A 23918-nucleotide genomic window follows, 5' to 3' on the forward strand; every position below is an offset into this window, starting at 1 on the left:
ACGGTTCGGGGGCATCGTGCGTGCGGCGTAGGTGGCGCGGTGTGACGATGGTGGTCCGGGGCCCACGGCGCACGCCTCGCAGCAAACGCGGCATTCACCCCGAAAACCCGACGGAGCCCGGACGAAGAGCTAATCGACGGCGGTTACGGTGCGGACGCGGCCGATGAAGCGGCCAGCGATATCGCTGCCGTCGTGGTTGTAGGCGTTCATCAGATCGGTCAGTTCCTCGACGAGCGCACGCAGCGCTGACGAGTCGAAACCATCGGCATCGGTCGCCCACCCGGGCGGGATATTGCCGACAGTGATGAGAATGCCTGCATCGTAAGGAGTTTCGACGATGTAGGTGAGCCGGTCGGGCGCATCGCGCAAGGCACTGCGAGTGACGAGGTCGCCGTCGCCGTCGGGGAGGGTGAGGATGCGGGCCAGGGCGATGTCCTCGCCGATCATCTCCGCGATGCGCGACAGGCTCGCGTGCCTGCCCGGACGATCGTGGCGCGCACCGTAGCATCGGTCCCCTGTCCGGTGAGCTCCCCCGCCGGTCTTGCTCAGCAACCGGTCGAGGATGCGCTGCGCGGCCGCCCGCTCCGCTTCCCCGGTGCGCGGATGCTCGATGAGGCTGCGCAGCCGCTGGATTCGACCGATCGTCACCGTAGCCATGCTCTCCCCTTCCGACGCCTGCAGCACCCGATCATGCCAGCGGCAGCAACCGCAAGGCCAGACGCGGACACAACCGCACCGCCCCCGCGCGGCGGGCAGATCAGCGCGCCCCACCACCGGGTCCCCGGTGATCGGGGTCGGCGGAAAGCCCCAATCGTCGGCGGCCGACGGTCTCACCAGCAGCTCACTGCACACTCCACGGCCATCGCAGCGGGTCCAATCGATGTGCAGGCGAAGCGGTTCCATTTATCGCAGCGTTCCGGTTCGGCTGACCGGATCACGGCGACTGCGTCATGATCCGGTCAGCGAACACAATGTCTCCGGACCGCATGAGAATAACCTTGAAACATGCGCATGTCCGCATGTGATTATTCATGGTTGGGCTCTTCAGGCGATCGGCGACCAGCCGAGGCGACAATCGCGGCCAACCGCTCGATATCGGCGGGCAGCACCCGGCAGCATCCACCCACTATGGCCGCACCCGACTCCATCCACTCGACCGCCTGGGCAGCGGAGAATCGCGGCTCCCCCGTCCAGCACCGGCGCTCATCGTTCCAGCCCTCCCCGCTGTTCGGGTAGACGATCACCGGCTTGCCGGTCACCTCCCGCGCGAGCGTGATCGCGACCGCGACATCGTGTGGCGCGCAGCAGTTCACGCCCACCGCGACGATCTCAGGGACCCCGGCGGCGATGGCGAAGGCTTCCCGCAGCGGCTGCCCGGCCCGGGTCCGTTCACCGTCGACGGTGTAGCTCAGCCAGGCGGGCACCCCGCTGCCGTCGAGCAGCCCGGCGAGCGCCTCGGCCTCGTCGATATCCGGGATCGTCTCCAGCGCAAGCACATCCGCGCCGGAGTCGGCCAGCACCTCCAGGCGCGGCAGATGCCAACGCTTCAGCGCGGCGAGGGAAAGACCATAGCGGCCCCGGTATTCGGACCCGTCGGCCAGCGCCGAACCATAGGGGCCGATCGAGGCGGCGATCCAGCGCTCACGACCGTCCTCGATCTCGTCCCGCGCCGCGCACGCGAGTTCGACGCTGCGCCGCAGCAACCGCGCGGCGTGCTCACGATCGATCCCGCGCGCCGCGAATCCCTCGAACGATGCCTGATAGCTCGCGGTCGTCGCGATGACCGCGCCCGCCCGGAAGAACGCGGCGTGCACCGCCCGGATCTCATCGGGCGCGTCCACGAGCAGCCGCGCCGACCACAGCGCGTCGGACAGGTCGTGCCCGCGCGCTTCGAGCGCGGTCGCCAGTCCGCCATCGGCCACCGCGACCTCGCCCACCGGGATTCCGAACTCGGCCACCAAACTGAAACCTGTTCTACTGTGGTGCGGGTGGATGTCACATACGAGAACACCCGACGCGAGATCGCCACCGACAAGGGCGTCCTGCGCTACCACGAGGCCGGCGACGGTCCTCCCCTGATTCTGCTGCACGGTTCCGGAATCGGCGTGAACGGGTGGCGCAACTTCCGCGACAACCTCGGCTTCTACGCCGACCACTTTCACTGCTACGTCCTCGAATTCCCCGGCTTCGGCGTCAGCGACCCGGTCCCCGGGCACCCGGTCCTCACCGCTGTCGACTCCGTCGTCCGCTTCATGGACGCGTTGAACATCGATTCCGCCGCCATGATCGGCAACTCCATGGGCGCCGTCGTCGCCGCGAATGTCGCCATGCACCACCCACAGCGGGTCGAGAAGATCGTCGCCATCGGCGGCGTCGGCCACAGCCTGCTCGCCGCCAACCCGAGCGAAGGCACCCGACTGCTCCAGGAATTCGCCGACGAACCCACCCGCGAGGGTCTGCTGCGCTGGCTGCGCTGCATGATCTACGACCCCACGATGATCACCGACACCCTCGTCGAGGAACGCTGGAACGCCGCCATCGAACCCACCGCCCAGGCCAGTCTGAAGGCCATGTACGGGTCCGAAGCTCTTGCGCTGCAACAGCAGTTCCTGGAGAACTCCCCCACCCCGCCCTACTGGTCCATGCTGCACAAGATCAAGAGCCCGGTCCTCATGGCCTGGGGCGCCGACGACCGACAGTGCCCCACCGACATGGCGCTCATCCCGCTGCGGCAGATCCCCCATGCCGAACTGCACGTGTTCCCCACATGCGGGCACTGGGTCATGTATGAGGCCAAAGAGGCCTTCGAACGCGTCACCCTCGAATTCCTGCACCGCTGAGCAGAATTCCCGGACGGGCTCGGAACGCACGCACCGAGCCCACCGCCGAGCGCGGTCAGCGGCCGCCGAACACCGTCGCCTGACAGGCGTTCAGCAGTGTCACCAACTCCTCGCCCTCCTTGTCGTCGAGCACCGCGAACGCGGGCGCGATCAGATCCTCCGTGATCGACTCCGCCTGCATCCAGCGGCCCTTCAGTTCCGCGGTGATCTCGTCGAACGGTTCCGGCCACCCGAAGTTCCGCGCCTGATCCGGACCGGCCTTCAGCGGCGAACCCGCGATCAGCACCGCCTGCAACGGCGTCAGGCCACTACCCAGCACGCCGACCAGGTGCAGACCGCCACGCAGCTCCCGCAGGACGTGGATCAGCTGCAACACCAGCCCGGGCGCGTCCTCGGCCTGCGGCAGCGCCCGCCAGCCCGCGAACAGCGGCGCACCCACCGGATTCGCGGCCGCCACCACCCGCTGTAGCAGCTCGGCCAGACGGTCCGAGTCCTCGAAGGCGGAAAGCTTGCGGCGGCCGAAGTCCTGGCATGCCTTCAGGTACCCCAGGGCGGCCACGTCGGCCGGAGTCGAGGCGGTGGCCTCCCACGCCTCCCGGATGGCGTCGGGACGGAAGAAGCCGAAGGCCGCGGTCACCACATCGGCGTCCACATCGCCCAGGACACCGCCACGACCGCGGGTGTAGCCGGGCATGAAGCCGGGGACACCGGTGCCGTCGGCGAAGGCTCGCGCTTCCCGGGAGAACATGAATCCCCCACCGATCTGCTGGATCTGATCCTTCACCGCGGACGCTACCGACATGTCCGTTCCTCTCTGAGCGGAAAGCGCAATCGATCCGAGACTATTTCAGCGCCCCGAGCGGCCGCACGCTGGCCACCCGAATGTGACCGGGAAGGCACCCGCCACACCAAACCGACTGTCCCGAAACACATTTGCCGTATGAAAGCGACGCACCACCGGAATCCCCTGCCCAGCAAGGCCCCTCCGCCCACCGCAGGAGCGGAAAGGCCTGTCGGTCACATCCGCTAACCTTCAAGCGGTGCTAGGACATTCACATGCGACCAGCGGCGCGCTCGCCTGGTCGGCGGCGGCTGCGGCGCTACCGTTCACCGTCTTGACCTATCCCGCAGTGCAATCCGGGGCCATCGGCTCCGTCGATCTGGTGATGGGCACCTTCCTCACCGCGGGCGCCGCGCTCCTGCCCGATGCCGATCACCCCTCCGGCACCATTTCCCATGTGCTGGGGCCGATCTCGCACTACGCGTGCAAGTTCATCTCGTGGATCTCCGGCGGGCACCGCCACGGCACCCACTCCTTCGCCTTCGTCGCCGCCGTCACCTACGGCACCTGGGCCGGTGAACACCTGCTCGGCCGCAACTTCACCCTCGCCCTGGTGTTCTTCCTGCTCGCCCTCGCCATCAAGGCGCTCGGCCTGGCACCCAGCGGCGAAGGCCTCAAATCCTGGGGCACCGTCATCATCCTCGCCGTCTGCGGCACCTTCGCCATCGACCACTGGATCAACGACAAACCCGCCTGGCTGCCCTTCTCCGTCGGCCTCGGCGCACTCGCCCACCTCATCGGCGACTGTCTCACCGACCGAGGCTGCCGTTTGCTGTGGCCACTCGAGCTCCGCACCCGGATCCCGATCGTCGACCGCACCGGCAACAAGATCGAGACCATGGTCCTGGTGCCGATCTTCGCGCTCGGCACCCTCGCTCTACTCTGGTACACCCTCACTCACCATCCATGAGCGGGGCACTTGTTCAGACCAGGACGGGGCGACCCGGCTCGTATGATCCGAAGATCACCTCAGCGGGCAGAACGGAGTGGGAATGAGCGACCGCGAAGAACTGAGCTGGGATCGGTTCGGGGACGCCAGCCGGGATCTGGCCCAGGTGATCGCCGATGACGGCTTCGAACCCGACCTCATCCTCTCGATCGCCCGCGGCGGGCTCTTCGTGGCCGGCGCCCTCGGCTACGCCCTCGACGTCAAGAACCTCCACGTCATGAACGTCGAGTTCTACACCGGCGTCGACCAGCGCCTCGATATGCCGGTCATGCTGCCGCCCGTACCCAGCGCCGTCGACCTCACCGGCGCCACCGTCCTGGTCGCCGACGACGTCGCCGACACCGGCAAGACGCTCAAGCTGGTCCGCGACTTCTGCTCCGACCACGTCGCCGAGGTGCGCTGCGCGGTCATCTACCAGAAGCCGCACTCCGAAGTGGACTGCGAATACGTGTGGAAGCGGACCGACAAATGGATCAACTTCCCCTGGTCGGTGCTGCCGCCCGTGACCGAGCGGCAGGCCCACGTCCTCGACGCCTGAGCCGAAAGACCGTACGCGGCAACGACAACGGCCCGGAACCATTCGGTTCCGGGCCGTTGGCACAAGCTACCGCGAAAACCGATCAGACCAGTTCGGCGGACAAGATGGTGATCGGCTCGACCGGCACATCCTGGTGCCCGGCCTTGTTGCCGGTACGCACGCCCTCGATGGCGTCCACCACGGCCGTGCCATCGGTGACCTTGCCGAACACCGCGTAACCCCAGCCGTCCTGGCCCGGGTAGTTCAGGAAACCGTTGTTGCTGGTGTTGATGAAGAACTGCGCGCTGGCCGAGTGCGGGGCCGAGGTGCGCGCCATCGCGACGGTGTACTTGTCGTTCTTCAGGCCGTTGTTGGCCTCGTTCTCGACCTGGTTCGGGGCCGGCTTCTGCTGCATGTTCGCGGTCAGGCCGCCGCCCTGGATCATGAAGTTCGGAATCACCCGGTGGAACACCGTATCCGTGTAGTGGCCGGCCTTCACGTAATCGACGAAGTTGGCGACGGTCTTGGGTGCCTTGGCCTCGTCCAGTTCCAGGGTGATATCCCCGGCGGAGGTCTTCAGGAGCACTTTGGTCATGCGCCCCATCGTATGGGAGCCCCCAACCCAGCGACCGAGCGGCATCGAATAGCCACCCCCTCTTCAAGGTTTGATGGTGATGAGTGCGGTCAGGAAGCTGTGTGCGGTAGCGAGGGCGAGCGTCACTGCGTTGAAGATTGATTCACATGCGTAGATGCGCATAAATCCATTTCTTAATGGTTTTTGATGTCGGCAACATGCGCCTTGGAAGGGGGCTCAGACCTCAGGCTTCATACAGTTCCAGCGGCAGATCGTCGGGATCGGCGAAGAAGGCGAACCGCTTGCCCGTGTACTCGTCGACCCGCATCTCCTCTACCGCCACTCCCCTACCCCTCAGCTCCGCCAGCGCCTCCTCCACATCCGGGACGACGAAGGCGAGATGACGCAGCCCGGCCGCCTCGGGCCGGGAGAGCCGCGGCGGGGGTTCAGGGAAAGAGAAGAGCTCCAGCTGCCCACCATCCGGCAGCGCGAGATCCAGCTTGTACGAGCGCCTTTCGGATCGATAGTGCTCCGCGAGCACCCGCAGCCCGAGGATCTCCGTATAGAACGCCTTCGACTTCTCATAGTCCGAGGCGATGATCGCGACATGGTGAATCCGCTGCAGATGCATTCCCCGGACGCTAGCGCACGGCGCGGCGGCAAGGATTCGATCCCGAAACAGCGAAGGGCCTGAATCCGCTGTGCCGGAGCGGGATACCGCTCCGGCCGTCAGGTTTGAGGCACCCTCACGATCTGCCCGGGTGCGATCCGATTCGGGTCGGTAATCGTGACGGGGTTCGCGGCAACGAGTCGGTGGTAGAGGTTCCCGGATCCGTAGTAGCGGGCGGCGATACTCCAGAGCGTCTCGCTGCTCACGACGGTGTGCTCGAGATACACACGATAGCCGGGCACGATCTTCGGGCCGAAAACCACCGGAACAACGACCTTGTCGAGTTCGGCCCCGTCCTTGTGTGAGGTGTGGAAAACCTCGACGAGGATCCTGTCGAGAATGAACGCCGCACCTGACACGTCGACGACGATCTGGAACTGGCTGTGGCCGCCGACGCCATCGCCGGCCGGGAAAGAGTCCATCACTTCGTCATGGCCTTCATGAAGGCGGTAGGTGAAGTTCGCTTCGAACGCGCCTCCGGCTGTCCCGGCGATCTGAATCCGCGTGCCGACGATTTCATACGGCCGGGGTTGCTGCACATCGATGGACATGATCGAGCCTCCGATCGAATCAATCTTTCCGATCACGATTCACAGCGCCGCCCAGGGCCATACCCATTCACGAGGGACCACGGTTATGGTGACGCAGCGTGGCCCCTTCGCTTCCGCAAGGAATATCCGCGCCGCGGCGTGGGGATGCGGCAGGTCATCCGGTCTCAATCGCCGGATTTCACCTCGACCGTTCTGGTGACTTCCTTGGGCTCTTCCGTTATCGGGACGCTGACGGTAAGGATGCCCTTGGCGTAGTGAGCGTCGATGCCTTCTTCCTGCGCGCCGACGGGCAGGGTCACGGTTCGTTCGAAGGAGCCGTACTGGAATTCCGAATACCCCTTCTCCTCTTTCTTCGCGCTGCGCTCGGCCTTGATGGTCAAGCGCCGATCGTGGACGGACACCTCCACATCCTTGGCGGGGTCGATGCCGGGAATCTCCGCGCGGACCACGTAGTGGCCGTCCTCGACGGTGTCCTCGACACGGATGAGGTGGGCGCCGAAGGTCGTCCTCCGTTCGGTAAGCGGCGAAATAGCCGCGTTCCACATGTCGGCCAAGTCTGCCAGCATGGCGCTGGGGCGGCGGTAGACCGGAAGTAGGCTCATCGTTCCTCCAACTGGGATCGAAAACATTTCCGACACCACCGATCCCACCCCTGATATTGATCAACCGATAGGGCCTCCGGTCGCAGGGAAGCGACGACGGCCGCCGGCGATCAGGTGACCGAAGGCTCTGCCGAGAGCACCGCGACCGCTGAACAACTTCAGCTCAGCCGGGGCGGTGGCTACGGCAGTTGAATGGTGCGCTCATGTGCGGTAACGGCCTGCTGGAGTCGCGTGCGCGCCAGTGTGTGCGGACCGCACTCGCACGAAGCCGGTACCGTGTCGTCGACGAATTCGTCGCCGGCCAGCAGGTCTACGTATGGTGTGCCGTGGTGGTTTTTTCCGTGCGCGGCGTCGACGAAATCACGCGAACCGTGTGCGTGCGGACCGGTCGCCGACCGAAACACCGGGCCGACGGGCGTGTCGAATACCGCCGCCACGTGGTGGCCGCGACCGCATCGCACCTGTACCACGACCTGTTCGCCCCGCTGTGGCATCGAGTCCAGCGCCCGCTGTGCCAGCAATCGCCGTTCGGGAGCGGATAGTTTGGAAGTCTTCGTCATCGATCCACCTTCTCTGTTCGCCGCCATCGATTACGAGGGCCGAAATCACCTGAGTGAGGGGACGATCGGCCACTGCCCGCGTCGGCTTGTCGTCAACACCGACACAGCTCACCGGACTCACGCCCGGATACGCTTTCCATCGCGCGTGACCTCGCCGCGGGCCGCGCGTGGAACCGTCACGTCGCAACTCGGCATATCAGTGGCAGAGCACTGGGTATCCGGTCTCCGACTCGCTCACGCCGACCCCGCCGGCTCGGCCATGGGCAGCCGGCTGGTGAACCAGTCCCGTGCCAGCTCCGCGGCCTTGGACAAGGTTCCCGGTTCCTCGAACAGATGGGTCGCGCCGGGCACCTCGGCCAGCACGGTTTCACACGACATCTCCTTGGCCGCTTCGCGGTTCAGATCCATCACCAAGTGGTCGTGGCCGCCCACGATCAACAGGGTCGGAGCCCGGACTGCCGACAGCGCGCCGTCCGCCAGATCGGGTCGGCCACCACGGGATACCACTGCCCGCACATGTACGCGGGGATCGGCAGCCGCGCACAAGGCCGCGGCAGCGCCCGTGCTCGCTCCGAAGTATCCGACCGGCAGCCCCTCGACGTGCTGTTGGCCCGTCAGCCATGTGGTGACCTCGACGAGGCGCCCGGCGAGGAGGTCGATATCGAAGACGTTGGCGCGGTCGATCTCCTCCGCGGGGGTGAGCAGGTCGAACAGCAGCGTGCCCAGCCCGGCTCGCTGCAGCACCTCGGCGACATAGCGGTTGCGTGGGCTGTGGCGGCCGCTGCCGCTGCCGTGCGCGAACACCACCACCCCGATCGGATGCGCGGGAATGGTGAGATGTCCTGCCAGGTCGACCTTCCCGGCCCGCACGCACACCTCGTCATCACGCAGTCGCGGATCGGCGGCCGGGACCGGTTGCGGTGGCGCCGTCCGGGCCGCGGCGCGGGTCAGCAATTCGACGACCTCGTCGTCGCTGGTCTGGTCGAAGTGGTGATACCACTGGCCGACAGCGTAGAAGAACATCGGCTGCTCGAGGCAGACCACTTCGTCGACCTCCCGCCGCAGCAGGTGCAGCGCCTGCCGGGACGCGACCGGCACGGCCAGCACCACCCGTGCGGCCCCTTGCGTGCGGGCCACCTGGCAGGCGGCGCGGGCGGTGGCGCCGGTCGCGACACCGTCGTCGACGATCACCGCGGTCCGGCCGGTCAACGGGATCCGCGACCTCCCGGCACGGAAGCGGGTCGCCCGACGTTCCAGCTCCGTGCGCTCGCGCCGCTCTACGTGCGCGATCTCCTCGCCGGTGACCCCGGCTCCTGCCACTACGTCGGCGTTGATCACCCGTGCGCCGTCCTCGCCGATGGCGCCGAACGCGAGTTCCGGCTGGTGTGGGACACCGAGTTTGCGCACCACGATGACGTCCAGTGGCGCGTCCAGCCACCGGGCCACCTCGAATGCGACCGGGACGCCGCCGCGCGGCAGTCCCAGCACGACCACATCTGCTTCGCGCAGCATGGCCAGGTTTTCCGCGAGCCGACGGCCCGCCTCGGCGCGATCCTCGAAGTACATCGAAACCTCCTGGCAGACAGGCCCCTCGGCGGCGATGGGCAGGGTGATGGTGTTGTATCCGGGTCACGCTCGGTGTTCGCCGCGCGGTCCGGCCATCGTCATCGCGGTGCAGGCGATCACGACAATGAGCAGGCCAGGCGCTACGACGTGGGTCGCAGCGTGTCCGAGAGCGATCCGTCCGGCGGGCTCGGCCGGAGAGATGTGGATGATGGGCCGGCGCGGCGTAGCCGATGTACTCACAACCGCATCTGCCTTCCCCGCCGAGTGCCGGCCGTTGGGAACCGCGTCGCCATCGATACGGTGGCCATGCCCCCACTCTGGCTGCGCGAGAACCGTCGACCCAGTGCCATCCGTCTCCAACCGCGGGGCCCAAAGTCGCTCTGCAGCCCAACGTATTCGAGGCTCCTCGGCCGATGGCGCGGCGTCGCTCGGCGCGGTGAGACGGCGCGTGTCGCCGGATTCGGCGGTGATCGGTTATGTGACGTTCGGTTGCGGGATCAGGGACCTCCGGCCCGCGCGAATCCGATCGCGGCCGGGAAGCATTGCTGATGCCGGGGAAACCCGTGTCGTGCCCGAAGTGGTGGATCGATCGATCCGGGACGCTGAGCCCGATCGAGACACCCGTCGTCACAACCGGGAAAGCCGCTCTCGGGCGGGTCTCATTTTGGGGTCGGGTGCCGATGACGCAGACGAGTAATCCATCAGCGCAACAGATTCCGATCACCGTATTGCTGGGCGGTGATGTGATGCTCGGTCGTGGCGTCGATCAGATCCTGCCCCATCCGGGCGATCCGCTGTTGTACGAACCATGGGTCGACGACGCCCGCCGCTACGTCGAGCTGGCTGAAAAGGTCAACGGGCCGATACCGTACCCCGTCGATTTCGGCTGGCTGTGGGGTGAGGTCGGGCCGGTGCTCGACCAGCTGGCACCCGAGATCCGGCTGATCAACCTCGAGACCTCCATCACCGACGACGGAGAATTCGCGACCGGCAAAGGCATCCACTACCGGATGAACCCCGCCAATATCCCAGCATTGCGGGCGTTTCGGCCCGACGTGTGCGCGCTCGCCAACAATCACATCCTCGATTTCGGTGCCCGCGGCCTATGCGATAGCTTGGCCGCCCTGACCGCGGCGGGCATCCATACCGCAGGAGCCGGCATGAGCGCCGCCGCCGCCCGCCGCCCGGTGGTGCTGGAGCCGGCCGCCGGGCAGCGGGTGGCCATTGTCTCGGTCGCCGGTACGAGCAGCGGCGTGCCCGTCACCTGGGCGGCAGAGGATAGTCGGCCGGGCGTGTGGCTGATCGGCGAGCTGTCGGACCGCGGCGTCGCCGACCGTGTCGCCGCACAGGCGCTGGCGCACAAGCGAACCGGCGATACGCTGATCGTGTCCATACATTGGGGACCGAACTGGGGCTACGGGGTCGCGATGAGCGAGATCCAGCTCGCGCACCGGCTGATCGACGCGGGCGTCGACATCGTGCACGGGCATTCCTCCCACCATCTGCGGCCCATCGAGATCTACCACGGCAAACCGATCCTCTACGGCTGCGGAGATGTCATCGACGATTACGAAGGCATCCGTGGACACGAGTCCTACCGTCCCGCACTGCGGCTGCTGTACTTCGTTTCGGTCGAGCCCGGCGGGCAGCCGACCGGAATCCGGATGCTGCCGCTGCGGGTACGCCGCATGCGGCTCGAGCGCGCTCCGCGGGCCGATGCCGACTGGCTGTGCGAGACCCTCAACGAGATCAGCCGCAGGTTCCGCAGCCATGTCGACCGAGTGTCGGATGACCTGTTGGGTATCGGGTGGGGTTGAGCCGAGCGCACGGCCGGAGCGGAGTCGGAAAATGACGCCGGGGAGCCGGAATTCGTGGATGAACGCCTTGCTCACACGCAGTGCAACCGGATTGGCATTTGGGTGACCAAAGACTCTTCGTCACCGAGCGTGATGGCGGTTGACTCGAACCGTCGAGCCTCTCGAGAAGGTACGTCATGACCGACTACTCCTTGACCATACACGCTGGAAACCATCAGAAGAGCACGCCCGGAACCCCGTTCGCCGACCCGTGTGTCATCCAGGTCAGCGGCCCCGATGGCGTCGGCCTCGAAGGCGTCGCGGTGCGTTTCACCCTGCGCGGATCGGCCGCGGCGGTGTTCCCATCACCGCCCAGCCCCGACGGCATCAGCTGGCACGCCGTCACCAGCTCGAACGGCACCGCCGCCGCGATTCCGATCACCCCGTTCTTCGAGGGAACCATCGAAGTCCATGTCACCGCGGAGATGATCCCTGCGCCCAGCCCGATCGATTTCACCCTCGTCTCCACATGAGCAGTGGACGGGACTGCCGCGCATCGGGTCTTCATTCGCCCCGTGTCGTTCCACGGCGGACGGCTGCTCCTCCGGCTGACGCGCCGCTATCCGGCCAGCGCGGAGGTCGCGGCGGCCAACAGCATGGCGCGGTAGGAGCCGCCGAACAGCACCACGTGCACCAGCAGAGGGTGCAGTTGATGCAGTGGAATCCGATGCCGCCAGCCTGAGGTCAGAGGTGTGACCTCCTGGTAGCCGGCCAGGATGCGATCCAGGTAGGGAGCGCCGAACAGGGCGAGCATGGCCAGGTCGGTTTCGCGGTGGCCGCCGTGGGCGGCGGGGTCGATGAGCACGGCGTGGCCGGCGGTCCACACGATATTGCCCGACCAGAGGTCGCCGTGGATGCGGGCGGGCGGTTCGGGCGGTCCGGCGAGTTCGGCGATGCGGTCGATGACGCGGTCGAGCAGGCGGACGCCGTCGCGGCCGAGTTCGGGGGCTGCCGCGGAGAGGTACGGGGCGAGGCGGTGTTCGGCGTACCAACCGCCCCACTCCCCCGTGCTCGGGGTGTTGCTCAGAGGCAGTGTCGCGATGTAGCCGTCCCAGGATGCGCCGAACGCGCCGGGTACGGCGGCGTGGAGGGTGGCGAGGTCGCGGCCGAAGCGTTCCGCGGCGGCGGGTGTGGGGGATTGTGGTGGCTGCCAGGGCAGTACGAGCATGTGGGGGTCGGCGGCGAGGACGGGCGGGATGAGGCCGGGATGTCCTTCGGCGAGCCAGCGCAGTCCGGCGGCTTCGGCGGTGAGGACGTCGGAGGCGTCGCCGTCGATGAGGGCTTTGACGAATGTGTCGCGGCCGTCGGTCAATTCGGCGCGGTGGAGGGTCCAGGCGTGTCTGCGGCCGAGGTGGTCGAGGCGTGCGACGGGTACGCCGGTGAGGTCGGCGAGGTGTGCGGGCACGTCCATGGATTCTCATTGTGGGGCATGGGCGATCCCGCGCGGAGCGATGTGTCGGATGGGGTTGGGCCCACTGCCAGTTGTGCCTAGTGCTCGGGGACGGCGAGGCGCTCGCGGAGCAGGGTCGCGGTAGCGCCGTCGGCGGGGAGGAAGGCTTCGATGGCGAGTTCGGCGACGGTCACGTTCATGGGTGTGCCGAACACGCTGGTGACGCTGAGGAAGGCGAGTTCGCGCCCGTCCAGGCGCAGGCGCAGCGGGACGACGGCCTGGTCGGGTTCGGGGAGGCCGGGTGATTCCTCGCCGCCGGGGTAGGCGCGCAGTTCCTGGAGCAGGGTCACGAGTGCGGGTGATCCGGTGACTTCGATCTGGCGTTGCAGTCGTTCGAAGAGGTGGCCGCGCCATTCGGCGAGGTTGATGATGTGTCCGGCGAGGCCGTCGGGGTGCAGGGTGAGGCGCATGGCGTTGACGGGTGGTTGCAGCAGGGCGGGGTCGATGCCGTCGAGGAAGAGTGCGATGCCGGCGTTGGCGTCGACCATGGTCCAGGAGGCGTCGATGGCGAGGGCGGGGTGGGGTTCGAGTCCGGTGAGGAGCTGCCGCAGGGCGTCGCGGACGGGGCGCATGGCGGGGGTGTCGAGTTCGGGTTCGGCGTAGACGGGGGCATAGCCGGCGGCGAGGAGCATGCGGTTGCGTTCGCGCAGGGGGATGTCGAGTTCGTCGGACAGGTGCAGCAGCATCTGGCGGCTGGGGGTGGCGCGGCCGGTCTCGATGAAGCTGAGGTGGCGAGTGGAGGTGTCGGCGCGGCCGGCGAGTTCGAGTTGGCTGAGTCGCCGGGTGGTGCGCCAGTGCCGGAGTAGATCGCCTGCCGTGTGTGTCGCCATGTGGTGATCGTACGAATGATCAACCCACACAATCCATTACCAGCGCGGTAAGTGCCGCAATGATCCGGTCCCGCGACGACGGTCCTCGGTCAATGGCCGGGCCGGTGAATGGCGAAATCGGACAGGGTGATCGGCGGGTGGCCGCCGATCTTCTCGATGACGGGGGTGACCTGGTAGAGGCCTGTTCCCTCGCTGAGGACGCGGAAGATCTCCCACAGCTTGGTGAGGTGGTCGGCGGCGTGGGTGCTGCCGTAGAAGTCGACGGCCCATCGGTGCCAGGCGGCGGGGTCGGTGTCGTGGTAGGTGCGGCCGAGGGTGTGGGCGGCCGCGCCGATCGTCACGACGTCGCCGGTGAGCGGGAGGACCGGGTCGGCGTCGAGTTCGAGGTCGGACAGCAGGCCGGCGGCGACGCGGGCGACGTCGGAGGCGGCGACCAGTGGGAGTTCGGTGGTGGCCGGTCCCATGGGCAGGGTGAGGGCCGCGCCATCGCCGGTGTCGGCGATGCGGGCGAGGTTCTCGTGGAAGACGGCGGCGCGCAGGTGGATCGCGCCGATGCCGGCCCAGTCGAGGATCTGTTCGGCGACCCAGTGCTGGCGCATGCGCGGGGTGAGCGCCTGGGGTCCGGCGGCGAGTTGGGAGACGGCGACGACGCGTTCGATTCCGGCTTCGTGGGCGGCGACGGCGAAGGCTCCGGCGGCGTCGAGTAGCCCGTCGATCACCGGATAGGTGAAGTAGGCGCATCGCACGCCGTCCATGGCGGTGCGGGTGAAGGCAAGGTCGCGGACATCGCCGACCACGACCTGGGCGCCGAGGGCGCGCAGGACGGTGGCGCGTTCGTCTTCGGTGTGGACGAGGGCGCGGACGGGGAGGCCGCGGCCGAGGAGTTGTGCGGTGAGATGCCGTCCGGTGGATCCCTGTCGACCTCCGGCGGCACCGGTGACGAGTACTGGCTCCATGCGTCCACGGTACGGGGTGTGACCTTGTGGTCAGGCGGGTTCGGGGCGGCTGTGCGAGGTTCGCGGGTGGCGGCGGGGTTGCCGGGGTCTGCGGTCGGGGGTGTGTAGCGGAAGCTGAGGTGGCTGGGCCTGATGGGGTCGAGGAGGACGAGGTGCCGGCGACCGGTGCCGGGTCGTCGTCGGCTGCCGCACCCGCCCACCGCTGAGCCGAATGGGCGATTTGCCCCTTCACCGGGCATACTCGATCGCGTTGTGCCACAGGGCCGCCCGGGTGACCGCCCGGAGCAGCGGCCCGGGTTCGTGTCGAAGGGAGTCCCGGCCGGTGGGGTTGCGGGCGAATCCGGTCGTCGTGGCTGGAGTCATCGGGGTCGGAGTGCCGGTACTCGCGGCGGGTCTCGTCGCCGGACTGACCATCAACACCGGTGAGACCGGGCCGGACGCGACGACATCCACCAGCGAGCCGGCGGCGACCGGCCCGGCCACCACGGCGACGGCGCTCCCGTCACCGACGGCCACCACCGCCGTCGAGCCGGAAGCGGTTGGCTTCCAACCCGACTCGATCACCTTCATCACCGCCGAGGAAGGCTGGGTACTCGGCCGCGTCTACCCGTGCGACACCGAGCCGTGCCGGGCACTGCGGCACACCACCGACGGCGGGCGTACCTGGCAGCAGGCGCCGCTGCCGGCTCCGCTGCGCACCGCGACCAAGACGGGCTGGGTGAAGTTCGCCGACGCCCACAACGGCTGGATCCGCGCCGACAGCAAACTGTTCTCCACCCACGATGGCGGAACCACCTGGCGGCCGGTCGATCTCGATGTCAACGCGGTCGTGGACGCGTGGACGCTGTCGGTGTCCGAGGACGGCGTGCACATCGCCGCCGCGCAACCGGGTGAGAAGACCGTTCTGTTCTCCAGCCCCCTCACCAGCGACTCCTGGAGCGAGACCACCGATATCCCCGTTGCCTCCGGAGGCGGACCCGACCCGTCGGCGTCCGTGACGGTGATCGGCAGCCGCGCCTGGCTGGTGGTCGCCAACCGCACGCAGGCCGGCGCCCGCCTGGTCGACGGCACCTGGTCGCAGTGGAAACTGCCGTGCGGCGGCAACGGTCCCGCCGACTGGCATGCCCTCAGCGAGCGTCGGGTGCTGGCGCTGTGCGGACGCCCGGGACCCGGCACCAACGACACCGCCACCACGCATCTCATGACCTCCACCGACGGCGGGGTCACCTTCACCGAGACCGGGCAGTTGGCTGCGACGTTGTCCCGCGACGCCGCGCTCGTTCCCGCCGATGCCACCCACCTGGTCGCGGCCCTCGGCGAGCATCTGCTCACCTCCACCGACGGCGGCGCGACCTGGACGACCACCTACACCGCGCCCGACCAGGGGTGGACGGAGACGTCGGGCAGTTTCGTCTCCGACACCAACGGATTCGTCATCATGACGCGCACCGGGGCCGAGCACCACGCCTCGATCCTGCTGGCCACCCAGGACGCCGGCCGGACCTGGACCCCGGTCACGCTCGGCTGAGCGTCAATGGCGCGCGGTCGCCCGCGCGTAGTTCCAGCCCTGCCACGAATCCTGTGACAGCCGGGCGCGAATGACGTTCGCGATGGCCGCGCGCTCGGCGGCGGGCAGCCGGTCGGCTACCGGCAGCACATCCGGGGACAGGGTGCTCAGATAGTCGGTGTCCAGGGACTTGCCCGACTGCCAGCGCTGCACATTGCGTTCGGCGACAAAGCGTTCCGGGTTGACGACCGCCAGCGCCAGCAGTGTGGCCAGGGCCGCGCCGACGGCAGCGCGTGGTACCCAGCCGCGACGCAACCGCACCAGGCTCGCCAGCAGCAACAGGTAGACCAGGGCGATCCAGCCTTCGAACACCTCCACCAGCAGCCGCATCACGGTGAACCCGTACGCCTGCTGATAGGTCCACATGCGGTGCACCGCCGAGGCGACGATCACCAGCGTCGAGGCGGTCACCACCGTGACCGCCCCACGCAGCCATCGGCGTTGTGTCGGGGTCTGCCGCAACGCGTGCCGCAGCACTGTCCCGATCACGGCCAGGGTCAGCATGCTCACGATCGACAACTGCCAGAACCCGCTGCGGGCGTACTGCGCATACGTCAGTCCCGCCGTGCGCTGCACGTAGTCGTCGCCGCCGAACAGCACCGCGATCTGCGCGCCCACGAACGCCGCGAACACGATCGTCAACGCGCCCAGCGGAATACCCCACTCGATCGGCGAGAACCGCCGCACCCCCATCCAGCCGAGCGGATCCATGCCGGACTCCGATCCTTCGCTCGCGGCCACCGGCGGCGGACCCGCCAGCAGATACAGCGCCCCCGCCGTCCCCAGCCCGGCGGCAACGAACACCAAACCCCACCGCACCACCGCGGGTACATCGATCCGCGGCAGCAGCCCGTGCACCAGCCTCGCGAACACCGCGTCCGCGCCTGTCAACAATGGCACTACCAGCACCAGCAGCGCCACGGCGACCGCCAGCGACCACCAGATCCGCTGCGACCCCGTCCCCACCCGCCCGCGGGCCCGGGTCACCGCCCGTGACAGCCACGGCACGGAAGTCAGCCCCGCGAACGGCACCGCGGGCACATCGAACCACAACCCGTACACCGAGCGCCGCACGACCGCCAGCGACCCCGCCGCCGCGGCGCCCACCACGCAGAGCACGAAAAGCCAAGGCGCAGCGCGGAACCCACCGACACCGAGCAAGGCGAGCGCCACTGCGGCCCACCAGATCCGCGCCCACGGCATCCGGCGCGGCCACCGCGAACCATGAGGATCATCCGAGCCGTCCTCCCCGGCGACGAGGGCCTCCTCGCGGTCGGGACTCGCGTCGCCCGCCGCCGGCTTCGTGGTCCGGTCGCCGGCGTCGGTGTCCGCACCACGGGCTGCGGCCGGGCCGTCGGCGGGCTGCGCGATCGCCTCCTGCTCGGGGCCGGCACCACCGGACTCGGCGGGCTTCGCGCGGCGGGCCGCACGATCGACGCCGTATACCGCGGCGGTGATCGCCAGGCCCGCGAGCACCCATCCGATTCCGGGGCGGTCGAGGGGAACGAGGATCGCGGCGGCGCAACCGGCGCCCACGGTCGCCGCGAGCAATCCGCCCGGCAGCGGAACCCGCGCCGATCGCGGTGGAATGCGAAGGCGTGGAACAGGATTCAGTGACCCCGGGTGCACGGGCCCGGGTTGCGCCGAGGGTGACGGCGGCGCGGGCCACGGCCCGGGTGGGATCGTCGGCGTGTCCGGCCGCGGAGGCGGTCCGCCGCGCGCCCGGACGGATGTGGGCGCCGGCGGAGTCGCCGATTCGGAGCTCGCGCGGGTTTCCCCTTCGGGGGCCACCGTCTCGGGCGGCACTGTCGCGGACAGCACTGGTTCGGGCGCGGCCGTTTCCGGCTGCGGCCGTTCTGGACAGGGTGTGCCGGCAGGGTTTTCGGGCATGACGGAGCCTCCGATGGGTGTGCGGGACCGTCCCGCCAGCGCGCGGCGCTGCGGGAGACGGAGCGGGATGGGCTAGGAGTTGGGCAGGGTGACGCGGATGCGGGAGCCGGGGTCGGCGACCGCGATGGTGCCGCCGTGCAGGTCGACGATCCAGCGGGCGATGGCCAGGCCGAGGCCGGTGCCACCACCGGTGGCGCGGCCGCCGCGGGTGAAGCGTTCGAAGACGCGGGCGCGTTCGGCCACCGGAATGCCGGGACCGTCGTCGGCCACGTCGATGACGGTGTGCGCCCGGTCGGCGTGGGCGTGGATGCGGACCTCGCCGTGGGCGGGACCGTGGCGGGTGGCGTTGTCGAGGAGGTTGAGCAGGACCTGGTGCAGGCGGGCGCGATCGGCGTGCACGGTCAGGTCGGGGGTGGCGACGGCGATGGTGAAGCGGACCGGCCGGTCGACCGCGGCGGCCATCACCTCGGCTTCGGCCACGACCTCTGTCAGCAGCGGCTCGACGGCCAGAGGCTCACGGTCCAGCGCGACCGCGCCCGCCTCGACGCTCGACAGCGCGAGCAGCTCCGAGACCAGCAGGCTGAGCCGCTCGGTCTGGGCGAGGGCGGTGCGCAGGGTGGCCGGGTCGGGTTCCGCCACCCCGTCGACCAGGTTCTCCAGTACCGCCCCCAACGCCGTGATCGGGGTGCGCAGTTCGTGCGACACGTTGGCGATGAACTCGCGCCGCTGCTGATCGGCGGCGGCCAGATCGGCGGCCATCTGATTGAACGCCTGCGCCAGCTGCCCCACCTCATCGCGGGAGGTGGCGCGGACCGGGCGCGAATAGTCGCCCTGCGCCATGCGTTTGGCCGCGGCGGTCATCTCCCGCAGCGGAAGGGTCATGCCGTGCGCGAGGACCTGGGAGAAGATCAGCGCGAGCAGCGTGGCCGCGATGGTGGTGCGCGGCGGCAGCCAGCCGATGCGCGAGGCGAAGAAACCGAACGCCACCGCCCCCGACCCCACCATGAGGATGGCCAGCTTCAGCTTGATCGAGCGCACTCGGTCCAGGGGCCGCGGCATCCACGCCGCCACCCGATTCCCGCCCGCCCGCACCGACTCCGCGACACTCATCGCTCCCCCTCCGCCCCCTCGGGACCGCGGGCTCTCATCGCGCCTCCAGCGCGTACCCGACGCCGTGGACCGTGCGGATCAGATCGGCGCCGAGTTTGCGGCGCAGCGCCTTGATGTGGCTGTCGACCGCGCGGGTACCCGAGGCGTCGGCCCAGCCCCAGATGTCGTTGAGCAGTCGCTCGCGGGCCAGGACGGCGCGGGGGCGGCGCGCCAGGTGGACGAGGAGTTCGAATTCCAGTGGGGTGAGCTGGGTTTCGGTATCGGCCCGCCAGACGCGGCGCTGATCGGTGTCGATGCGCAGGTCGCCGACGACGATGGCGGCGACCGGGGCGGCGGTGCGGTCCATGCGGCGCAGCAGGGCGTGGACGCGGGCGGCGAGCACGCGCATGGAGAACGGCTTGGTCAGGTAGTCGTCCGCGCCGACACCCAGGCCGACGAGCATGTCGGTTTCATCGGTGCGGGCGGTGAGCATGAGCACCGGCACCGGGCGGCGGGCCTGGATGCGCCGGCACACCTCGAGGCCGTCGAAGCCGGGCAGCATCACGTCGAGCACCACCAGGTCAGGGTCGCCGGCCGCGTCGGCGTCCACGGCCGCGGGCCCGTCGTGGGCGATGTCCACCGTGTAGCCCTCGGCGCGCAGGCGGGCGGCAACGGACTCCGCGATGGTCGGTTCGTCCTCGACGACGAGAATCCGGCGCGCACTGGTTTCCATGCCCGTGACATTAGGCAACCGGCGTGGAGATGGTTCGCGCCCGCCGTGAAGATCCTGTGGAGACGCCGGTCATACCACCTGGAAGCATCGTCCACGACACGGCGTCGTAGCATGGTCCGGTGCGCTCACCGACGACGGATCACCCCGCGCCCTTGCGCGGCGCTGCCGTCGGCGCGTGTTCGGGCGCGGTGGCGATTCTCGCGCACGGGCTCGGCGGCGGCCCGACCCGGCTGGACGGATCGGCGCTGACGCTGCTGTTCGCGGCGTGCGCCCTCATCGGGGTCGTGGTGGCGACCCTGCGGCCCCGCTATGGGTTGGCCGGCATCATGGCCATGCTGGCGGCGGGGCAGTCGATCGGGCACGCGGCGCTGTCGATGTCGCCGGGCCACCACCATCACGCTGGCTCGCCGTCCATGCTCCTCGCCCACCTGGTCGCGATTCCGGTGGGCGCGTTCGTGATTCGCGCCGCCGAGGCGGGCCTGCGGCGGGCGATCACCAGCGTGCGACGATTCATGCTCGCGCTGGGTTCGGTCCTGCGACCGCCCGCTCGGCGTGCGCGACCGCGCGGGGCCGATGATCGTGCCGAGGCGCGTCGCCTACTGGTCAGTCCGGGGATCGGACGCCGTGGCCCACCCGTGGCCACGGCACCGTTCACACACCTCGCCCCGGTCTGGATCCGCGACGCCTCTTCCCGCTGCGCAGTGGCCGAATAAGCCCTGCGCCGAACGGGTTTCACCGGGCACGGGTCCGGGGTGGTTCCCCTCACCCTGACACACGGAGTCTTCCCATGTCCCAGATGCCCTTCCGCCACAGTTTCCGCGCGCACACCGGCGGATTCGCGCGCCGCGTCGGCGCGGCCGCCGCGGTGACCACACTGGCGCTGCTGCCGGTCGCCTGTTCGTCCTCGCAGACCGCCTCGGAGTCTTCCGGCAAGGCCGCCGACCAGGTCACCATGACCGATCAGTGGATCAAGGCCGCCGACAGCGGCATGTCCGCCGCCTTCGGCACCCTCGCGAACAAGTCCGACAAGCCCGTCAATGTGGTCGCGGCCTCCAGTCCCGCGTCGGCGACCGTGGAGCTGCACGAGGTCGTGCCCGACGGGTCCGGCAACAAGACCATGCACCCCAAACCCGGCGGCTTCGTCATCCCCGCCCACGGCACCACGACCTTGAAGCCCGGCGGCGATCACCTGATGTTCATGGGTCTCACAGGCCCGCTGCGCACCGGCGCGGAAACCCCGATCACGCTGACCTTCTCCGACGGCTCCACCACGACCGTCACCGCCCAGGTGCGTGACTTCGCGGGCGGCAAGGAGAACTACCAGCCCTCCGGCGACAACGCCGCCCACGGTGGCTGACCGGTCGCAACCGCATCCCGCCCGCCTGTCCCGGCGGCGACTGCTCGGCGGCGCCGCCGCGGCGGGCGCCGCCGGGGCGGCCGGAATCGGCTGGGGTGCGGCCGCTGTCACCCACCGCGACCACGACCGTGATCCAGGGCTGGACACGGTCGCGTTCTACGGCGCGAAACAGGCGGGCATCGCGACGGAACCGCCGCTCCACGCCGCGTTCGTCGCCTTCGATCTGAAGCCGGGCTCGCGACGCGAGGATGTCATCGGGCTGCTGAAGATTTGGACCGACGACGCCTCCCGCCTCACCCAGGGCAAGCCCGCGCTCGCCGACACCGAACCGGAGCTGGCCGCCCGGCCCGCGCGGCTCACCGTGACGGTGGGATTCGGGCCGGAGCTGTTCACCGCCGTCGCGCTCGAGGATCAGCGCCCGCACTGGTTGAAGCCGTTGCCGCCCTTCGGCATCGACAAGCTCGATGCCGCCTGGTGCGGGGGTGATCTGCTGTTGCAGATCTGCGCCGAGGAGGCCACGACGGTGTCGCACGCGGTGCGGGTGCTGTCCAAGCATGTGAAATCGCTGGTGACGGTGCGGTGGGTGCAGCGCGGGTTCCGCAATGCCGCCCGGGGCCAGACCATGCGCAACCTCATGGGCTCGGTGGACGGCACCGTCAATATCGCGCCGGGAACAGTCGATTTCGATCGCCTCGTGTGGGACGACGGATCGTCGCGGCCGTGGCTGGCCGGGGGCACCTCGATGGTGATGCGGCGCATCGCCATGAACCTCGAGACCTGGGACGAACTCGACGCCGAAGGCCGCGCCCTCACCATCGGCCGCACCGTCGAGGACGGGGCGCCGCTGTCGGGCACACGGGAATTCGACGTACCCGACTTCGCGGCCGTGGACCGGTACGGCATCCCGAAGATCCCGCCGTCCTCCCACATCGCCCGCGCCCACCGGACTCACGACGGAGAGCGGTTTCTGCGCCGCGGCTACAACTACGACGACGCGCCCGCCCCCGGGCACATGTCGAACTCGGGCCTGCTGTTCGCGTCCTTCCAGCGCGACATCGACGCCCAGTTCCTGCCGGTACAGCGGCGGCTGGCCGACTTCGACGCCCTCAACCAGTGGACCACCCCGGTCGGGTCGGCCGTTTTCGTCATCCCGCCGGGCGTGCCCGGCCCGGGCGGCTACCTCGGTCAGCAATTGTTCGAGAGCGCCGCGGCCCAACGATGATCCGGACCGGTCGGGCCGCCCCCGAGGCGGCCCGACCAGGCACCGGACCATAGGGTTTGCTCCCATGACCGTCTTGCGATCGATCGTGCTCTTCGGACTGGCCGCCGTCGCCGAGATCGGTGGGGCCTGGCTGATCTGGCAGGGGGTTCGCGAGCACCGTGGCTGGGCATGGATGGGGGCGGGGGTGGTCGCGCTCGGGTTCTACGGGTTCGTGGCCACCCTGCAGCCGGACGCCGATTTCGGGCGGATCCTCGCCGCCTACGGTGGCGTGTTCGTGGCGGGGTCACTGCTGTGGGGCATGGCCATGGACGGCTTCCGGCCCGACCGCTGGGACGTGGTCGGCGCGCTGGTGTGCCTCGTCGGGGTCGGGCTCATCATGTACGCGCCACGCTCGGCGTGAGACACACCGAGGTTTTGCTCCACGTGAAACCGGCTGCGCCCGAACTGTATTCACGCACTCCGTGCACCGCGAGCCAAGACCGGCGACTATGCAGTCGATGCGGAATTGCGGCGCGCGAACGGATTACGCGTGGTCACGGTCACGGCGATGCTCAGCGCTCGGACGCTGATCCGAGCAGCCCGTCGACGATCGCGCGCGCGGTGGGCAACGCCGTCTCGTCACCCATGCGCGCCGCCGTATTCGCCGCCGCCACAACCGCATCCAGCTGGAACGCCACCGCGTGCGGGTCCAGTCCGGCCAGGTAGCCCTGCTCCTGGGCGCGGCCGATCTCCTTCTCCAGCACCGCGAACCAGTCGTCGCGGTCGGCGGCCAGGGCGTCGCGCACCGGGCCCGGGCGGCTGTCGAATTCGGGCACATTCGCGCCGCGGAAGCAGCCGCCGGGCAGCAGCGGCTCACCCACGTAGTCGAACCAGCGGTCGACGATCGCGCGTAGTCGCGGCATACCCCTCGCCTGGCTCATGGCCGGGCGGACGACGTACTCGATGAACACTTCGCGCGCCGACTGCACCGCCGCCAGTTGCAGGTTCTCCTTGGTGCCGAACAGTGTCGCCACCCCGGACTTACTGACACCCAGATCTCCGGCGAGCCGCCCGAGACTCAGTCCCGTCAGCCCCTCGACCGAGGCCACGTCGGCGGCATGGCGGGCAATGGCCGCGCGGGCGCGCGCCCCCTTGAGCCGCCGCTGATCGGAGATCTCCTGTTCGACAGGCCGCACTGGTTCATCCACCTCTCCATCTTCGCACCCGTGGTTGCTTTTACACACGATCGGTCGTACTTTTCAATAATACGAACGATCGTGCGTACAGTTTTGATTCCGCTCCGACCGCCGCTTCGCAAG

The 23918-nt window shown here is 68.9% G+C and carries 26 protein-coding genes; 10 read left to right on the forward strand and 16 right to left on the reverse strand.

All coding sequences use genetic code 11. The annotated features are described in order from the left end of the window. Positions 1 to 129 precede the first annotated feature (129 nt). Both GLP40_RS15715 and mmuM read right to left on the reverse strand, forming a co-directional pair. Positions 130 to 657, reverse strand: coding sequence for a hypothetical protein (locus GLP40_RS15715; RefSeq protein ID WP_154788689.1), 528 nt, complete (start codon positions 655 to 657; stop codon positions 130 to 132). A gap of 368 nt (positions 658 to 1025) precedes the next feature. Then, the gene (gene mmuM / locus GLP40_RS15720) at positions 1026 to 1958 is read right to left on the reverse strand and encodes a homocysteine S-methyltransferase (protein WP_328290221.1); all 933 of its coding nucleotides are present in this window, start codon (positions 1956 to 1958) and stop codon (positions 1026 to 1028) included. 30 nt (positions 1959 to 1988) lie between these two features. On the opposite strand from mmuM, the gene GLP40_RS15725 reads away from it, so the two are divergent. Beyond that, complete coding sequence (locus tag GLP40_RS15725) at positions 1989 to 2840, forward strand: alpha/beta fold hydrolase (protein WP_328290222.1); 852 nt, start codon at positions 1989 to 1991, stop codon at positions 2838 to 2840. Between the two features lie 55 nt (positions 2841 to 2895). On the opposite strand, the gene GLP40_RS15730 is transcribed toward GLP40_RS15725, so the two are convergent. Then, entirely contained in the window at positions 2896 to 3642 is a 747-nt protein-coding gene (locus tag GLP40_RS15730; protein WP_154788691.1) for an SCO6745 family protein, read from the reverse strand. Positions 3643 to 3880: 238 nt separating this feature from the next. On the opposite strand from GLP40_RS15730, the gene GLP40_RS15735 reads away from it, so the two are divergent. Next, the gene (locus GLP40_RS15735; protein ID WP_328290223.1) at positions 3881 to 4591 is read left to right on the forward strand and encodes a metal-dependent hydrolase; all 711 of its coding nucleotides are present in this window, start codon (positions 3881 to 3883) and stop codon (positions 4589 to 4591) included. 82 nt (positions 4592 to 4673) lie between these two features. Beyond that, positions 4674 to 5168, forward strand: coding sequence for a phosphoribosyltransferase (locus GLP40_RS15740; RefSeq protein WP_154788693.1), 495 nt, complete (start codon positions 4674 to 4676; stop codon positions 5166 to 5168). Positions 5169 to 5250: 82 nt separating this feature from the next. On the opposite strand, the gene GLP40_RS15745 is transcribed toward GLP40_RS15740, so the two are convergent. From GLP40_RS15745 to GLP40_RS15770, 6 genes are all read right to left on the reverse strand, one after another. Beyond that, positions 5251 to 5742 carry a peptidylprolyl isomerase gene (locus tag GLP40_RS15745; RefSeq protein ID WP_154788694.1) on the reverse strand — a complete coding sequence of 164 codons (492 nt, stop codon included), beginning with the start codon at positions 5740 to 5742 and terminating at the stop codon, positions 5251 to 5253. Positions 5743 to 5965: 223 nt separating this feature from the next. Beyond that, a complete protein-coding gene (gloA2, locus tag GLP40_RS15750) occupies positions 5966 to 6352 on the reverse strand; it encodes an SMU1112c/YaeR family gloxylase I-like metalloprotein (protein ID WP_154788695.1) in 387 nt (128 codons plus the stop codon). Between the two features lie 98 nt (positions 6353 to 6450). Then, positions 6451 to 6942, reverse strand: a complete 492-nt coding sequence (locus GLP40_RS15755) for a Gmad2 immunoglobulin-like domain-containing protein (protein ID WP_154788696.1) — start codon at positions 6940 to 6942, stop codon at positions 6451 to 6453. A 164-nt stretch (positions 6943 to 7106) separates the two neighbouring features. Next, entirely contained in the window at positions 7107 to 7544 is a 438-nt protein-coding gene (locus GLP40_RS15760) for an Hsp20/alpha crystallin family protein (protein WP_154788697.1), read from the reverse strand. 179 nt (positions 7545 to 7723) lie between these two features. After that, positions 7724 to 8104: a hypothetical protein gene (locus tag GLP40_RS15765; protein ID WP_154788698.1), complete on the reverse strand. Its 381-nt coding sequence runs from the start codon at positions 8102 to 8104 to the stop codon at positions 7724 to 7726. Positions 8105 to 8338: 234 nt separating this feature from the next. Beyond that, positions 8339 to 9670 carry a phosphoribosyltransferase gene (locus tag GLP40_RS15770; protein WP_154788699.1) on the reverse strand — a complete coding sequence of 444 codons (1332 nt, stop codon included), beginning with the start codon at positions 9668 to 9670 and terminating at the stop codon, positions 8339 to 8341. Between the two features lie 680 nt (positions 9671 to 10350). Here GLP40_RS15770 and GLP40_RS15775 point away from each other — a divergent pair. Further along, complete coding sequence (locus GLP40_RS15775; RefSeq protein ID WP_154788700.1) at positions 10351 to 11487, forward strand: CapA family protein; 1137 nt, start codon at positions 10351 to 10353, stop codon at positions 11485 to 11487. A gap of 176 nt (positions 11488 to 11663) precedes the next feature. Beyond that, positions 11664 to 11999 carry a hypothetical protein gene (locus GLP40_RS15780; protein ID WP_154788701.1) on the forward strand — a complete coding sequence of 112 codons (336 nt, stop codon included), beginning with the start codon at positions 11664 to 11666 and terminating at the stop codon, positions 11997 to 11999. Between the two features lie 86 nt (positions 12000 to 12085). Here GLP40_RS15780 and GLP40_RS15785 read toward each other — a convergent pair whose 3' ends face one another. The 3 genes from GLP40_RS15785 to GLP40_RS15795 all read right to left on the reverse strand — a co-directional run bounded on the left by GLP40_RS15785 (position 12086) and on the right by GLP40_RS15795 (position 14762). Next, positions 12086 to 12937 carry a fructosamine kinase family protein gene (locus GLP40_RS15785; protein WP_154788702.1) on the reverse strand — a complete coding sequence of 284 codons (852 nt, stop codon included), beginning with the start codon at positions 12935 to 12937 and terminating at the stop codon, positions 12086 to 12088. Positions 12938 to 13014: 77 nt separating this feature from the next. Continuing rightward, on the reverse strand, positions 13015 to 13806 hold the full coding sequence (locus GLP40_RS15790) for a helix-turn-helix domain-containing protein (protein ID WP_154788703.1): 792 nt from the start codon (positions 13804 to 13806) through the stop codon (positions 13015 to 13017). Between the two features lie 89 nt (positions 13807 to 13895). Next, on the reverse strand, positions 13896 to 14762 hold the full coding sequence (locus tag GLP40_RS15795) for an NmrA family NAD(P)-binding protein (RefSeq protein ID WP_154788704.1): 867 nt from the start codon (positions 14760 to 14762) through the stop codon (positions 13896 to 13898). Positions 14763 to 15084: 322 nt separating this feature from the next. On the opposite strand from GLP40_RS15795, the gene GLP40_RS15800 reads away from it, so the two are divergent. Next, complete coding sequence (locus GLP40_RS15800; protein WP_154788705.1) at positions 15085 to 16290, forward strand: WD40/YVTN/BNR-like repeat-containing protein; 1206 nt, start codon at positions 15085 to 15087, stop codon at positions 16288 to 16290. Between the two features lie 3 nt (positions 16291 to 16293). Here the strand turns inward: GLP40_RS15800 and GLP40_RS15805 are convergent, their stop codons facing one another. From GLP40_RS15805 to GLP40_RS15815, 3 genes are all read right to left on the reverse strand, one after another. Further along, the gene (locus tag GLP40_RS15805) at positions 16294 to 17880 is read right to left on the reverse strand and encodes a DUF4153 domain-containing protein (RefSeq protein ID WP_230329629.1); all 1587 of its coding nucleotides are present in this window, start codon (positions 17878 to 17880) and stop codon (positions 16294 to 16296) included. Between the two features lie 411 nt (positions 17881 to 18291). Next, complete coding sequence (locus tag GLP40_RS15810; protein ID WP_154788706.1) at positions 18292 to 19329, reverse strand: HAMP domain-containing sensor histidine kinase; 1038 nt, start codon at positions 19327 to 19329, stop codon at positions 18292 to 18294. A gap of 34 nt (positions 19330 to 19363) precedes the next feature. Further along, positions 19364 to 20041 (reverse strand): response regulator transcription factor, encoded by a 678-nt coding sequence (locus GLP40_RS15815; protein ID WP_154788707.1) that lies wholly within the window; start codon positions 20039 to 20041, stop codon positions 19364 to 19366. 119 nt (positions 20042 to 20160) lie between these two features. On the opposite strand from GLP40_RS15815, the gene GLP40_RS15820 reads away from it, so the two are divergent. The 4 genes from GLP40_RS15820 to GLP40_RS15835 all read left to right on the forward strand — a co-directional run bounded on the left by GLP40_RS15820 (position 20161) and on the right by GLP40_RS15835 (position 23020). After that, positions 20161 to 20754, forward strand: coding sequence for a hypothetical protein (locus tag GLP40_RS15820; RefSeq protein ID WP_196054694.1), 594 nt, complete (start codon positions 20161 to 20163; stop codon positions 20752 to 20754). Between the two features lie 83 nt (positions 20755 to 20837). Next, positions 20838 to 21398: a copper chaperone PCu(A)C gene (locus tag GLP40_RS15825; protein ID WP_154789005.1), complete on the forward strand. Its 561-nt coding sequence runs from the start codon at positions 20838 to 20840 to the stop codon at positions 21396 to 21398. After that, the gene (locus tag GLP40_RS15830; RefSeq protein ID WP_328290224.1) at positions 21391 to 22620 is read left to right on the forward strand and encodes a Dyp-type peroxidase; all 1230 of its coding nucleotides are present in this window, start codon (positions 21391 to 21393) and stop codon (positions 22618 to 22620) included. The genes GLP40_RS15825 and GLP40_RS15830 overlap by 8 nt, the downstream gene beginning before the upstream one ends. Before the next feature lie 64 nt (positions 22621 to 22684). Then, positions 22685 to 23020 (forward strand): YnfA family protein, encoded by a 336-nt coding sequence (locus GLP40_RS15835; protein ID WP_154788708.1) that lies wholly within the window; start codon positions 22685 to 22687, stop codon positions 23018 to 23020. Between the two features lie 151 nt (positions 23021 to 23171). Here GLP40_RS15835 and GLP40_RS15840 read toward each other — a convergent pair whose 3' ends face one another. Then, the gene (locus GLP40_RS15840) at positions 23172 to 23807 is read right to left on the reverse strand and encodes a TetR/AcrR family transcriptional regulator (RefSeq protein ID WP_328290225.1); all 636 of its coding nucleotides are present in this window, start codon (positions 23805 to 23807) and stop codon (positions 23172 to 23174) included. Positions 23808 to 23918: the final 111 nt, after the last annotated feature.

Origin of the sequence: Nocardia aurantiaca (assembly GCF_009708175.1) — a bacterium.
Lineage (GTDB): Bacteria > Actinomycetota > Actinomycetes > Mycobacteriales > Mycobacteriaceae > Nocardia > Nocardia aurantiaca.